Here is a 14,521-nt window from a genome sequence, read left to right on the forward strand (position 1 = left end):
GGGAAGGAAATTGCAGGCGGAGTTTTTAAACCCCGGAAACGAAAAAACCCGCTTTCGCGGGTTTGATCTGAATTTGGTGCCCAGGAGAAGACTCGAACTTCCACGACCTTGCGATCACCAGCACCTGAAGCTGGCGTGTCTACCAATTTCACCACCTGGGCATTATCAAGCAACGTTGCCGCTGTTGATGGGGCGAACTATACGGCGGGCTTTTTAATCTGTAAACCCCTGATTCGAAAAATATAAATCAATTTTCTCGTTAAAAATCAAAAGCCTGAAACGAAAAAACCCGCTTTCGCGGGTTTGATCTGAATTTGGTGCCCAGGAGAAGACTCGAACTTCCACGACCTTGCGATCACCAGCACCTGAAGCTGGCGTGTCTACCAATTTCACCACCTGGGCAGCATCAACAACGTTGCCGTCGTCGATGGCGCGCACTATACGGAGCGGATTTTTAGCTGTAAACCCCCGGTATGAAAAAAACCTGGAAAAATTCGCCAATGGTCGTGCAAGGTGCGTGGCGGGGGCTATAAAGGGCTTTTAAACACTTGTTGCTGCCTGAAATTTCCCGTTTCAATACGCGTATGCCAAACTAACCCGCATATAGACAAGGTGAAAATTCTCTAATGGCCGATTGGCAGTCCCTCGATCCCGAGGCCGCTCGTGAAGCGGAAAAATATGAAAACCCTATTCCTAGCCGCGAACTGATCCTGGCGCATCTCGCCGATCGGGGTTCGCCTGCTAGCCGCGAGCAGCTGGTTGAAGAGTTCGGTCTGACTACCGAAGACCAGCTCGAAGCCCTGCGCCGCCGCCTGCGTGCCATGGAGCGCGATGCTCAACTGATCTACACCCGCCGTGGCACTTATGCGCCAGTGGATAAGCTTGATCTCATTCTCGGCCGCATTGCCGGCCACCGTGATGGTTTCGGCTTCCTGATCCCGGATGACGGCAGTGATGACCTGTTCATGAGCCCGGCGCAAATGCGCTTGGTGTTCGATGGCGACCGTGCCCTGGCGCGCGTTTCCGGCCTGGACCGTCGCGGTCGCCGTGAAGGCGTGATCGTCGAAGTGGTGTCCCGTGCCCACGAGTCCATCGTCGGCCGTTACTTCGAAGAAGGCGGCATCGGCTTTGTTGTGCCGGATAACCCGAAGGTCCAGCAGGAAGTGCTGATTACCCCGGGCCGCAATGGCGCGGCCAAGGTCGGCCAGTTCGTCGAGGTGAAAATCACTCACTGGCCAACTGCGCGCTTCCAGCCCCAGGGCGATATTGTTGAAGTGGTCGGCAACTACATGGCGCCGGGCATGGAAATCGACGTTGCGCTGCGCACCTACGATATTCCTCATGTCTGGCCTGAGGCAGTGCTCAAGGAAGCCGCCAAGCTCAAGCCGGAAGTCGAAGAGAAAGACAAAGAAAAACGCATCGACCTGCGCCATCTGCCGTTCGTCACCATTGACGGTGAAGATGCCCGCGACTTCGACGATGCGGTCTACTGCGAAGCCAAGCCCGGCAAGCTGCGCCTGTTTTCCGGCGGCTGGAAGTTGTTCGTCGCGATTGCCGACGTCTCCAGCTATGTGAAGATCGGTTCGGCCCTGGATAACGAAGCCCAGGTACGCGGCAACTCCGTGTATTTCCCTGAGCGTGTGATCCCGATGCTGCCTGAGCAGCTGTCCAATGGACTGTGCTCCCTGAACCCGAAAGTCGACCGTTTGGCCATGGTATGCGAGATGACTATCTCGAAAACCGGCGAAATGACTGATTACCAGTTCTACGAAGCGGTGATCCACTCCCAGGCGCGCCTGACCTACAACAAGGTCAGTACCATCCTGGAGCAGCCGAAAACCAGCGAAGCCAAGGCGTTGCGTGGTGAGTACGGGCATGTCGTGCCGCATCTCAAGCAACTTTACGCGTTGTACAAGGTGCTGCTGGGCGCACGTCACGTGCGAGGCGCAATCGATTTTGAAACCCAGGAAACCCGGATTGTCTTCGGCTCCGAGCGCAAGATCGCCGCGATCACTCCGACGACCCGTAACGATGCGCACAAGCTGATCGAGGAATGCATGTTGGCGGCCAACGTGGCCACCGCTGAATTCCTGAAAAAGCACGAAATTCCTGCGCTCTACCGCGTGCACGATGGTCCGCCGCCGGAGCGCCTGGAAAAACTGCGTGCGTTCCTCGGCGAGTTGGGCCTGTCCCTGCACAAAGGCAAGGACGGCCCGACACCGAAGGATTACCAGGCACTGCTGGCCAGCATCAAGGACCGTCCGGATTACCACGTGATCCAGACCGTGATGCTGCGCTCCCTGAGCCAGGCGGTGTACAGCGCCGATAACCAGGGCCACTTCGGCCTGAATTACGAGGCGTACACCCACTTCACCTCGCCGATTCGCCGTTACCCGGACTTGCTCACGCACCGCGCAATCCGCAGCGTGATCCATTCCAAGCAGAACACCCCGCACGTCAAGCGCGCCGGTGCCATGACCATTCCGAAGGCACGGATCTATCCGTACGACGAAGCGGCCCTGGAACAGTTGGGCGAGCAGTGCTCCATGAGCGAACGCCGTGCCGACGAAGCCACCCGCGACGTGGTCAACTGGCTCAAGTGCGAGTTCATGAAGGACCGTGTGGGCGAGTCGTTCCCTGGCGTGATCACTGCCGTGACCGGCTTTGGCCTGTTCGTCGAGTTGACCGACATTTACGTCGAAGGCCTGGTGCACGTCACCGCCTTGCCGGGTGACTACTACCACTTCGATCCTGTGCACCACCGCCTGGCGGGTGAGCGTACCGGTCGCAGCTTCCGTTTGGGCGATACCGTGGAAGTGCAGGTCATGCGCGTCGATCTCGACGAGCGCAAGATCGACTTCGGTATGCCTGATAAACCTGCCGAACCGGCGGGCCGTAAAAAACGAGGCAGCGAACCTGCCGCGTCAGCAAGCAAAGGCAAAGGCGCTCCTGCGAAAGCTGCTGCCGCCGAGCCTGCGCCAGCCAAGGCCGGTCGTCGTTCGTCTTCCAAGGACAAGGCTCCCGAAGCCTACCGCCCAAGCGACGCGGCGGCGAAAAACGCCGAACTGCGCAAAAGCCGTGAGTTGAAGCAGCAGTTGCTCAACGAAGCCAAAAGCGGTGGTAAAGCGGCGTCTGGGGGAAAGTCCCACGGGACGGAAAAGCCGTCGAGCAAGCCAAGTAAACACCGTAAAGGCCCGCCAAAAGCGGGTTCGGCCCCCGCGAAAAGCGGCGGGTCGCGCAAACCTAAGGCCAAGTCATGAGTCTGGAAAAAATCTACGGCGTACACGCCGTAGAAGCACTGCTGCGTCACCACCCTAAGCGCGTCAAGCAAGTGTGGCTGGCCGAAGGCCGCAGCGAGCCACGCGTACAAGCGTTGGTCGAGCTGGCCAACCAAAACAAAGTCGCTATCGGTCAGGCCGAGCGTCGTGAAATGGACGTGTGGGTCGAAGGTGTTCACCAGGGTGTGGTCGCGGACGTGAGTCCGAGTCAGGTCTGGGGTGAAGCGATGCTCGACGAGCTGCTCGACCGTACCGAAGGTGCGCCGCTGTTGCTGGTGCTGGATGGCGTGACCGACCCGCACAACCTCGGCGCATGCCTGCGTTCGGCAGATGCTGCCGGTGCGCTGGCGGTGATTGTGCCTAAAGACAAGTCGGCTACCTTGACGCCGGTTGTGCGTAAAGTCGCCTGTGGCGCGGCGGAAGTGATTCCGCTGGTGGCCGTGACCAACCTGGCGCGCACCCTGGAGAAACTCCAGCAGCGCGGCTTGTGGGTCGTGGGCACGGCTGGCGAAGCCGAGGTCAGTATTTATGACCAGGACCTCACCGGCCCGACCATCCTGATCATGGGGGCCGAAGGCAAGGGCATGCGTCGCCTGACCCGTGAGCATTGTGATTACCTGGTGCACCTGCCGATGGCCGGTAGCGTCAGCAGCCTGAACGTGTCGGTCGCAACCGGCGTGTGCCTGTTTGAGGCCCAGCGTCAGCGTGGGGCTAAAAAGGCAGTCGCTTCGCGCAAGTCTTAAGCTTCAAGCTGCAAGTTAAAAGCACGGTGGTTGACCACTTGTAGCTTGTAGCTTGCAGCTTCCCCCCTGCTCCTCTACTATTGCGCCCCTTGCCTTCCTGGCAGGCACCGATGTGCCTCCCTGCGGCAAGATCCATAAGTGTCATTCACTCCTTGTCTGACCGTTTTTGAGCGGCAGGCTACAACCCGTAAGGAGCATTCATGCGTCATTACGAAATCATCTTTTTGGTCCACCCGGATCAAAGCGAGCAAGTCGGCGGCATGGTTGAGCGTTACACCAAGCTGATCGAAGAAGACGGCGGCAAAATCCACCGTCTGGAAGATTGGGGTCGTCGTCAACTGGCCTACGCAATCAACAATGTTCACAAGGCTCACTACGTGATGCTGAACGTTGAGTGCACTGGCAAGGCCCTGGCCGAGCTGGAAGACAACTTCCGCTACAACGATGCAGTGATCCGTAACCTGGTCATCCGTCGCGAAGAAGCCGTCACTGGCCAATCCGAGATGCTCAAGGCTGAAGAAAACCGCAGTGAGCGCCGTGAGCGTCGCGACCGTCCTGAGCACGAAGGCGCTGATAGCGCTGATAGTGATGACAGCGACAGCAGCGATAACGCTGACGAGTAATCCACGGACCTTATTAAGGAGCCTATCAAATGGCACGTTTCTTCCGTCGTCGTAAGTTTTGCCGCTTCACCGCTGAAGAAGTGAAGGAGATCGACTACAAAGATCTCAACACTCTGAAAGCCTACGTATCCGAGACCGGCAAAATTGTTCCAAGCCGTATCACCGGTACCAAAGCACGTTATCAGCGTCAGCTGGCCACCGCTATCAAGCGCGCCCGCTTCCTGGCCCTGCTGGCCTACACCGACAGCCACGGCCGCTGAGACCGGGCAGTCGACAAGTAGTAAGGGATTGAATGCATGCGCGCCTTAGCTGAGTTCATCATGCGCGGTCGTGTGCAGGCCACTCTGGTAGTGGCTGGATGTGCAGTGTTGCCGTTGTTGTTCTGGTTAGGTGCCGCCGCGGGTTGCCTTGTGCTCCTGCGGCGCGGTTCGGACGCCTTGAGCGTCCTGGGTCTGGGATTCTTGTCAGTGTTGGTGAGCTGGCATTTCCTGCAGGATCCGACAGCGCTTCTGGTGCTGCTCGGGAGTTGCAGCCTGGCGTTGGTTTTGCGCGCTGGGCATTCCTGGAATCGCGTGCTGCTGGTCAGCACGGCCGTGGGATTGTTGTGTGCAGTGAGCCTGGGGACCGTCTTCGGTTCCTTCATCGAATCCTTGGCGCAGACGTTTCAACACGTCTTGCCGCTGGTGATGGGTGAGTCTTACGAGAAGTTCTCGGCAGACCAGAAAGCAGCGCTCGCTTCATTGGCAGTTCCGATGTTGATCATTTCGACAGCGGTTTCGGTGCAGATCTTTAGTGTGTTGTGCCTGATTCTTGGGCGCTATTGGCAGGCGTTGTTGTATAACCCCGGCGGTTTCGGAAGCGAGTTTCGCGCAATCCGGATCCCCAAGCGCGTTGCGCTGTCACTGCTGGCCGTCATGTGTGTTGCTCCGTTTATCGGGTGGCACACCTTGATCTTGTTGCCGTTGTGCGGTGTGCCGCTGTTCTTCGCTGGCTTGTCCCTGATTCACGGGCTGGTCGCGCAGAAAAGACTGGCCAGTTTCTGGCTGGTGGGGATCTACGTTACCGTCCTGCCGCTCATGCACTTGATCGGTCCGTTACTCGTGGTCTTGGCCATTGTCGACAGCCTGATTGATTTTCGCGGACGTTCTGCGCCGAAAGACGCCGATAACGCGAACGGTGAAGGTTAAAAGTTAGAGGATTTTCACATGCAACTGATCCTTCTGGAAAAAGTCGCCAACCTGGGCAACCTGGGCGACAAAGTGAACGTTAAGGCCGGCTACGGTCGTAACTACCTGCTGCCATACGGCAAAGCCACCGCTGCAACCGCTGCCAACCTGGCTGCGTTTGAAGAGCGTCGTGCTGAGCTGGAAAAAGCAGCAGCAGACAAGAAAGCTTCGGCCGAAACTCGCGCTGCCCAACTGGCTGAGCTGGAAGTGACTATCACTGCCACCGCCGGTGACGAAGGCAAGCTGTTCGGTTCGATCGGCACCCACGACATCGCTGATGCACTGACCGCCTCCGGCGTTGAAGTGCAGAAGAGCGAAGTTCGTCTGCCGAACGGCACCATCCGCAACGTAGGCGAATTCGACGTAGCCGTGCACCTGCACGCCGAAGTTGAAGCCACCGTACGCGTTGTCGTGGTAGCAGCTTAAGCAGCACCTAACTGACTGGCACCTCGCGTGTCAGACAGTTAACATCGGGCACGATCCTGTTTACAGGTCGTGCCTTTTGTTTTTCTACAATCCCCTAATTCCAAGTGGCCATGAACGATATTTCAGCTCCTGAGCAATACGATCTGCAAACCGCTGCCCTGAAGGTGCCGCCGCATTCCATCGAGGCCGAACAGGCCGTGCTCGGTGGCCTGATGCTGGACAACAACGCCTGGGAACGCGTGCTGGATCAAGTCTCGGACGGTGATTTTTATCGTCATGACCACCGCCTGATCTTCCGCGCCATCGCCAAGCTGGCCGACCAGAACTCGCCAATCGACGTGGTGACCCTGGCGGAACAGCTGGACAAGGAAGGCCAGACTTCCCAGGTCGGTGGCCTGGGCTACCTGGGTGAACTGGCAAAAAACACGCCGTCTGTCGCCAACATCAAGGCCTATGCCCAGATCGTTCGTGAGCGCGCCACCCTGCGCCAACTGATCGGCATCAGCACCGAAATCGCCGACAGCGCTTTCAACCCCGAAGGCCGCACCGCCGCCGAAATCCTTGACGAAGCCGAGCGCCAGATCTTCCAGATCGCCGAAGCGCGTCCGAAAACAGGCGGCCCGGTCAGCGTCAACGACCTGCTGACCAAGGCCATCGACCGCATCGACACCTTGTTCAACACCGATAACGCCATCACCGGCATTTCCACCGGCTACACCGACCTCGACGAGAAGACCAGCGGCCTGCAGCCGTCCGACCTGATCATCGTCGCCGGCCGTCCATCCATGGGTAAGACCACCTTTGCGATGAACCTGGTGGAAAACGCCGTGTTGCGCAGCGACAAGACTGTGCTGGTGTACTCCCTCGAGATGCCAGGCGAATCGCTGATCATGCGTATGCTGTCGTCCCTGGGCCGTATCGACCAGACCAAGGTCCGTGCCGGCCGCCTGGAAGACGACGACTGGCCGCGCCTCACTTCGGCGGTCAACCTGCTCAATGATCGCAAGCTGTTTATCGATGACACCGCCGGTATCAGCCCGTCCGAGATGCGTGCGCGTACCCGCCGCCTGGTGCGTGAGCATGGTGACATCGCCCTGATCATGATCGACTACCTGCAGTTGATGCAGATCCCAGGCTCCAGCGGCGATAACCGGACCAACGAGATTTCCGAAATCTCCCGGTCCCTCAAAGCCCTGGCCAAGGAATTCAACTGCCCGGTAGTCGCCCTGTCCCAGCTCAACCGTTCCCTGGAACAACGCCCCAACAAGCGCCCGGTGAACTCCGACTTGCGGGAATCCGGAGCGATCGAGCAGGATGCGGACGTGATCATGTTCGTGTACCGCGACGAGGTGTATCACCCCGAGACCGAGCACAAAGGCATTGCCGAAATCATCATCGGCAAGCAGCGTAACGGGCCGATCGGCTTTATTCGACTGGCGTTCATCGGCAAATACACGCGCTTCGAGAACCTTGCGCCGGGCAGCTACAACTTCGACGACGACGAATAGTCGCTCCTAGGGCCTGGGAAACAGGCTGCGGATGGTCGATTCGTCGTATTGGTAATTCCAGCGTAACTCGGTGCCTGCTGGAATGTCCTCGCTGGCAAAGAGTCCAGTGAGTATGAGTTGCTCCGGTGGGTTGTCGTCTGTTTTTGTTTGCACCCGGAACTGTGTGGCTTCCACGTTGTAGCCTGTGCTGGCCTGCCTGACCGGGAACTCCCCGTCATATTCAAAAACAGTGTTTACTCTCGACAGCGCATTGTCTCCGGACAATACCAGCTGCATGTTTACGGCATACCGTGAGGTCGGCCTGAAGTCTTTGATCGGCATCAGATAGGGGGCTAGTCGAGCCTTGGCAACGTAGAAATGTAATAGTTCTCCACCGTAGACACCCAGTGCTTCGCCTTTTAAAACGGGGCGCCGGGTGATGACCGTGGCTTGGCCGATCAGTGAAGCCTCTTGGGGGAACTTCAGATGGGCTTGGGTGAAGGTGGTAACCTCAAGCTTGTCCTCATACAAGCGTGCGACATTTTCATAACCCTCCCACTGAATGTAAGGGCGAAGCGCGCTGTTTCTGAACCAGGTGTCGGACGTTAACGACTTCCCCTGGCTCTGTATGTGCCTGATTCGCATGGGGCGCCCCTCAATGTCGCGTAGCGGGTAGCGGCCATTGTTGGCTCGGTCATAAATACCACGGTAGTTTTGGCTGTGTTGAAAGCTTCGTTGGGTACGCATGTAGCTCAATTCCTGAACGGTGTATTGAGGTCTCACGCTACCTTCTTCGGCCGACTCGTATTCGCTGGAAGAGTGAGCCGACTCAAACTCATCACTGGAATCCATGCCTTCAAGTGACAAGAGGGGCGAGCCTCTTCCACCCGGTAATGCTCCCTTGGCCTGATCAATTTCCCAGCCGCCTTCGGCCTTTGGTCGCACATAGGGCTGATAGGCTCTGAAGCGGCTACGGGCGTCGATCAGTCGCCAACCTATGGCATCGGATTTGACCTGATAGTATTTCTGGTTGTCCTGTATGTAATAACGATAACTCCCATCGGGAAGAGGCGCGGATTGGTAGGTGCCGTCGGCACGTACTGTCAGCCCCGTGGGAGATGTTGTTTCACAGAATGCTGGGTCGAGTGGTAAGCCTGTCGTGCCTGCTGCCTGCGTTGAAGGGGGCATGGCACGAACAGGCGCGCGGCGCTCACCCATCAGCGACAGGCCGGTTTTTTGCAGTGATTGCTCAAGGGAGTTGGTGCCCGATTGGCTAAGGATGGTGCTGCGCTCAGATTCGGAAAGCGTGCGCTCGATGGCGCCCGGAAGATCAGTGAGTGAGCTCGTGTGCCCGTTCTGGGCATCGTAGATTGCATACAGCTCTCCTTGCCGGATCACTACATGTTGGCTGCTGGCATTTGCCTCGCCAATGCTGCCCAGTAGAGGGCCTTCGTGACTGCCGTCATATACATCGAGCTTTCGCGACGCCGGCCAGCCGGGAGTCTGCTCCAGGATGTACAGAACCAAAGGCACGCTCTTGCGGCTGCTTGCGGCGTGGAGAAAGAGGCCTTCTTTCAAGCGCGTCATCTGTATTGCATCGCGATAATGGCCTGCTTCCCATTGCTGCACGGGCGGCAAGGTCTTTTCCTCTTGCAGGCGTTGGCGTTCTTGCCCGGAAAGCGTGGACTCCATTTCTTCCAGGTGGCGTTTGGAGAGTTCCGGGATGATGGCGCGAATGCTTTTCTCGGCTGAAGTGATGGCTCGTTCACCGGGTTCGTTGAGCAAGGAAAGCAGCCGCTGTTTTTGCTGCTCCGCTTCTGTTTCCAAGCGCATGGCAAGATTTTCAACTTTGGTGAAATAGTCGATGCTCAGGGTGGGCATCAGTCTGTTGAACTCAGCTTGTGGCAGTTGCTCCTCTACAGCATGCAACAATTCCCCTTTTCTGAATCGCGCCTCGCTTATCTTGATTTCAGCAGTACCCGTATCATGAGTCATCACGACTTGCTGTTGCTCATCAACAATCTTCAATGCCCGGTTTGCAGGCCATTCGGGCAACGAAACCAACAGATGGAACTGAATGAGTGGCGAGTGAGGGGTGACCGAAGTGCCTTCGGCGCGAGCCAGGTTGAAGTCGTTTATTTCCTGCTCCAGATTGAAGTGTTTGATGGTGTCGAGCAGCAAGGGAGGAGGGCGCACCATCTCCTGGTGGAGCTGGCGCAGGGCAGTTTTATCCACGCCGCTGAGCAGCAGGATAGGCTCGACCGCAGGTTGCTTGATATTGGTTGCATCGGGCCCCAGGCGCTTGATCAGTTTCAGGTCGTCCCAGTCCTTTGGTGTTTCGTGCAAGTGCCGATAGCCTCCCACTTCATTGCTGAGCAAAGGGGGGGCATAAGCAAGCGGGTCGGTGGGGTGCGACAGCTCCCATTGCTTGCCATCGGGAGCACGTTTGACAACATGGACGTGATCATCCTGCTTCAGATAGCTACGTTGCTCGTACTGATATAAACCTTGTTTGTTGGCGACAAGGTGTTCGGGCAACCCCTTGGTGTGGCGGTAAGGCTTCATGTCTGAGTGCCACAAGCGCCAGCCTTTGTTGCGCACCTGGACCTTTATCAGGTTGGCGGTGAAGCCCGCCGTCTTGATGGCGCCGGCTGTCGCCGCAGCCAGGGCAACACTGTCAACCACATCCATCAAGTCGTTCAGGGCCTCGTCGCTGTCGTTGCGGCTCCAGGCAGCAAAACCTTCATAAACCGTGCCGATCAGCTGAGCGGCGGTGACGACCAGGAGCACCTCGCCGACAACCGGAATGAACGACGCGGCAAAGAACAGCAAGGATTTACCCAGGTCGATGTAGCTCTGGAGGCGCTTCTGCCTGCTCAATAGGTCCGCGTCGGCGGTGGGGACGACCAGAGTGCGGGCGTCGCTCTTGATCTGGTCGATTTTATGCTGTGCGATGGCCCGGAACACGTCGGTGGTGATCGGGGTAAGACTGATCGGTTGTTCCAGATGGGCTGGGTCAGTATAGATTCTTCCGCCCATGGCAAGCGCAGGTGAACCCGATTGAGTAGCAGACACTTCCAATAGGTTGAACTGATGTTGCAAGGGTACAAGGCGATTGAAGAATTCCCGATAACTTTCGGTTAGCAGACGTTCAGCCAAATCCCGCTGGAGGTTGGCCATGGAGGTGTATTGGCGCAGTGGCTCGTCTGGGTCTTCGGGGGTATAGAGGATGAATGAGATACTGATCGTAGGAGCCTGAATCACCAGGACCCCGGGCAGTACGACACAGTTGATTGTCAGGTGATTGATTTGAATATCCAGATGCGATCCTGAGCGCTGGAGGCTGTTCAACTGCAGGTGCTGTTTGGGGGTGAACTGCTGGCGCATGTAGGCGATATGCAATGCGACCCCGAAGGCGTGTTGTGCCTGGGCGCGGAACAAACGGACTACCTCAGTGGCATTGCGAGAGGGGGTGGTCTCGGAGGTTGGTTCAAGGACACTGCTGATATGCGCAAGGTACTTGCCTCCCAGGTCTTGAGTGCGGCAAAGCTCTGCAAATGAGGTGGCAGATGCAAGGCTTTCCACCTCGCGATCCCGCGTGACGTTGTAGAGGGTCGTGCCGGTTTCCATGCCTCCGTCTTCTGCTTCTGAGGCCTCGAAGTTTTGCAGGGCAGCTTCCAGCAAGGTCTGTCGAGTGGTTCGGGCATGGGTTTTGATGAGCCCTAGCAGATGGTGGTTTTTCCATTCGCGCACCAGAATGGCGTTTTCATCGTTAACCAGGCCGAAAAACCTTGAACTGAGCGCCTCGCGCAACAGCGGTCGGGCAAAATCTTCAGGGCTTTTAAGCTCGTCCAGAAGCGCTTTGAGGTCATGCCTGGCCTGATTGCTGCTAATCAAACTGTCGCGAAAATCCGTGAGCGCTGACGCAGGCGCCTGGCTCAGCCAAGACGGTAATTTCGGCTTGATGAAGGCGTGGTGTGCAGGAAGGGAAGACGCTGGCGGATGGTTGCTGGACGATGGGGTGGAGCGTGTATTCATTGGATAGGCCATCAAGGGCTGTGGTTGATGGAAGGCAGCTTACCCATGATTTTTTTGACTATCGGCTAACGGAATAGCCCCTGTGAGCGCGGCCAATTGGGGGCGCAAGTGGCTACCACAGGCTCTCAGGTTAAAAGCCGACCATTACCGTCGGAATTGGTCAAAATTTGTGCTATATTCCGCGCCCGCGATTTTTCATCTCAACACCGGTCACCGTCATGCAAACAGCCAAGCCGTTATTTGACTATCCCAAGTACTGGGCCGAATGTTTCGGTCCTGCGCCATTCCTGCCGATGAGCAGGGAGGAGATGGATCAGCTTGGCTGGGATTCCTGCGACATCATCATTGTCACCGGTGATGCCTACGTGGACCATCCGTCGTTCGGCATGGCCATCATCGGCCGGTTGCTGGAGTCCCAGGGTTTCCGCGTCGGGATCATTGCGCAGCCGAACTGGCAGTCCAAAGACGACTTCATGAAGCTCGGCGAGCCGAACCTGTTCTTCGGCGTCGCGGCCGGCAACATGGACTCGATGATCAACCGCTACACCGCCGACAAGAAAATCCGTTCCGACGACGCCTACACCCCAGGCGGCATGGCCGGCAAACGTCCGGACCGCGCCAGCCTGGTGTACAGCCAGCGTTGCAAGGAAGCCTACAAGAACGTGCCGATCGTACTCGGCGGCATCGAAGCGTCCCTGCGCCGCATCGCCCACTACGACTACTGGCAGGACCGCGTGCGCAACTCGATCCTGATCGACGCTACCGCCGATATCCTGCTGTACGGCAACGCCGAGCGGGCCATCGTCGAAGTCGCCCAGCGCCTGTCGTGGGGCCACAAGATCGAAGACATCACCGATGTGCGCGGTACCGCGTTCATTCGCCGTGACACGCCCGAAGGCTGGTACGAGGTGGACTCCACCCGTATCGACCGTCCGGGCAAGATCGACAAGATCATCAACCCGTACGTGAATACCCAGGATACCCAGGCCTGCGCCATCGAGCAGGAAAAGGGCCCGGTTGAAGACCCGGAAGAAGCCAAGGTCGTACAGATCCTGGCCAGCCCGCGCATGACCCGCGACAAGACGGTCATTCGTCTGCCGTCCGTGGAAAAAGTCCGTGGCGATTCGGTGCTGTATGCCCACGCCAACCGCGTACTCCACCTGGAAACCAACCCAGGCAACGCCCGCGCCCTGGTGCAGAAGCACGGTGAAGTGGACGTGTGGTTCAACCCGCCGCCCATTCCGATGACCACCGAAGAAATGGACTACGTGTTCGGCATGCCGTACGCCCGTGTCCCGCACCCGGCGTACGGCAAGGAGAAGATCCCGGCCTACGACATGATCCGCTTCTCGGTGAACATCATGCGTGGCTGCTTCGGCGGCTGCACCTTCTGCTCGATCACCGAGCACGAAGGCCGGATCATCCAGAACCGTTCCGAAGAGTCGATCATTCGCGAAATCGAAGAGATCCGCGACAAGGTTCCAGGCTTCACCGGTGTGATCTCCGACCTCGGCGGCCCGACCGCAAACATGTACCGCATTGCGTGCAAGAGCCCGGAAATCGAATCCGCGTGCCGCAAGCCGTCGTGCGTGTTCCCCGGCATCTGCCCGAACCTGAACACCGACCATTCGTCGTTGATCCAGCTGTACCGCAGCGCCCGTGCATTGCCGGGTGTGAAGAAGATCCTGATCGCTTCCGGCCTGCGCTACGACCTCGCGGTCGAGTCGCCGGAATACGTCAAGGAGCTGGTGACCCATCACGTCGGTGGCTACCTGAAGATCGCCCCGGAACACACCGAGGAAGGTCCGCTCAACCAGATGATGAAGCCGGGCATTGGCAGCTATGACAAGTTCAAGCGCATGTTCGAGAAGTACACCAAGGAAGCGGGCAAGGAGCAGTACCTGATCCCGTACTTCATCGCGGCCCACCCTGGCACCACCGATGAAGACATGATGAACCTGGCCCTGTGGCTCAAGGGCAACGGCTTCCGCGCCGATCAGGTGCAGGCGTTCTACCCGTCGCCGATGGCCACCGCCACAGCGATGTACCACTCGGGCAAGAACCCGCTGCGCAAGGTCACCTACAAGAGCGACGCAGTGACCATCGTCAAGAGCGAGGAGCAGCGCCGCCTGCACAAGGCGTTCCTGCGCTACCACGACCCGAAAGGCTGGCCGATGCTGCGTGAAGCGTTGATCCGCATGGGCCGTGCCGACCTGATCGGGCCGGGCAAGGACCAACTGATCCCGCTGCATCAGCCGTCCACCGACAGCTACCAGAGCGCCCGTCGCAAGAACTCGACGCCGGCCGGCAGCCACAAGGTCGCCAAGGAAACCACTACGAAGATCCTCACCCAGCACACCGGTTTGCCACCCCGTGGCAGCGACGGCAGCAACCCGTGGGACAAGCGTGAGCAAGCCAAGGCTGCGGCGCAGGCACGTAACAAGCAGGCTGCTAAAGAACGTAGCGATGCGGCCAAGGGCAAGGGCGGCAAGCCCGCCCGCAAGCCGGTCGTGCCGCGTTGATCGCAGCCTGAATATGCAAAACGCCAGCCTCGTGCTGGCGTTTTGCTTTCTAGGCGCTGGGGCGTCTGTTTGTTAAGGTGGCCGCCATTAAATCGCTATCGGGGGCAAGCCCCCTCCCACATTTTGAATGTATTCACACATCAAGTGTGGGAGGGGGCTTGCCCCCGATAGCGTCAGT

The 14,521-nt window shown here is 58.2% G+C and carries 9 protein-coding genes and 2 tRNA genes; 8 read left to right on the plus strand and 3 right to left on the minus strand.

Going from position 1 to position 14,521, the window contains the following annotated elements; genetic code table 11:
- Positions 1-74 precede the first annotated feature (74 nt).
- A tRNA-Leu gene (locus tag FIV39_RS05990) sits at positions 75-161 on the minus strand.
- A gap of 154 nt (positions 162-315) precedes the next feature.
- Positions 316-402, minus strand: a tRNA-Leu gene (locus FIV39_RS05995).
- A 224-nt stretch (positions 403-626) separates the two neighbouring features.
- On the opposite strand from FIV39_RS05995, the gene rnr reads away from it, so the two are divergent.
- From rnr to dnaB, 7 genes are all read left to right on the plus strand, one after another.
- On the plus strand, positions 627-3,260 hold the full coding sequence (gene rnr / locus FIV39_RS06000) for a ribonuclease R (protein WP_090400859.1): 2,634 nt from the start codon (positions 627-629) through the stop codon (positions 3,258-3,260).
- Positions 3,257-4,021: a 23S rRNA (guanosine(2251)-2'-O)-methyltransferase RlmB gene (rlmB, locus tag FIV39_RS06005; RefSeq protein ID WP_090400858.1), complete on the plus strand. Its 765-nt coding sequence runs from the start codon at positions 3,257-3,259 to the stop codon at positions 4,019-4,021. Before rnr ends, rlmB begins: the two co-directional genes overlap by 4 nt.
- A 200-nt stretch (positions 4,022-4,221) precedes the next feature.
- Positions 4,222-4,644: a 30S ribosomal protein S6 gene (rpsF, locus tag FIV39_RS06010; protein ID WP_003171371.1), complete on the plus strand. Its 423-nt coding sequence runs from the start codon at positions 4,222-4,224 to the stop codon at positions 4,642-4,644.
- Between the two features lie 29 nt (positions 4,645-4,673).
- A complete protein-coding gene (gene rpsR, locus FIV39_RS06015) occupies positions 4,674-4,904 on the plus strand; it encodes a 30S ribosomal protein S18 (RefSeq protein ID WP_003171373.1) in 231 nt (76 codons plus the stop codon).
- A gap of 36 nt (positions 4,905-4,940) precedes the next feature.
- The gene (locus tag FIV39_RS06020) at positions 4,941-5,831 is read left to right on the plus strand and encodes a YybS family protein (RefSeq protein WP_090400857.1); all 891 of its coding nucleotides are present in this window, start codon (positions 4,941-4,943) and stop codon (positions 5,829-5,831) included.
- 18 nt (positions 5,832-5,849) lie between these two features.
- Positions 5,850-6,296 (plus strand): 50S ribosomal protein L9, encoded by a 447-nt coding sequence (gene rplI / locus FIV39_RS06025; protein WP_003171376.1) that lies wholly within the window; start codon positions 5,850-5,852, stop codon positions 6,294-6,296.
- Between the two features lie 110 nt (positions 6,297-6,406).
- The gene (gene dnaB, locus FIV39_RS06030; protein WP_017526410.1) at positions 6,407-7,804 is read left to right on the plus strand and encodes a replicative DNA helicase; all 1,398 of its coding nucleotides are present in this window, start codon (positions 6,407-6,409) and stop codon (positions 7,802-7,804) included.
- A gap of 6 nt (positions 7,805-7,810) precedes the next feature.
- On the opposite strand, the gene FIV39_RS06035 is transcribed toward dnaB, so the two are convergent.
- The gene (locus tag FIV39_RS06035; protein ID WP_244176229.1) at positions 7,811-11,821 is read right to left on the minus strand and encodes a dermonecrotic toxin domain-containing protein; all 4,011 of its coding nucleotides are present in this window, start codon (positions 11,819-11,821) and stop codon (positions 7,811-7,813) included.
- Positions 11,822-12,039: 218 nt separating this feature from the next.
- On the opposite strand from FIV39_RS06035, the gene FIV39_RS06040 reads away from it, so the two are divergent.
- Positions 12,040-14,343: a YgiQ family radical SAM protein gene (locus FIV39_RS06040; protein WP_090400855.1), complete on the plus strand. Its 2,304-nt coding sequence runs from the start codon at positions 12,040-12,042 to the stop codon at positions 14,341-14,343.
- Positions 14,344-14,521 lie beyond the last annotated feature (178 nt).

This window comes from Pseudomonas grimontii (genome assembly GCF_007858185.1).
GTDB lineage: Bacteria > Pseudomonadota > Gammaproteobacteria > Pseudomonadales > Pseudomonadaceae > Aquipseudomonas > Aquipseudomonas grimontii.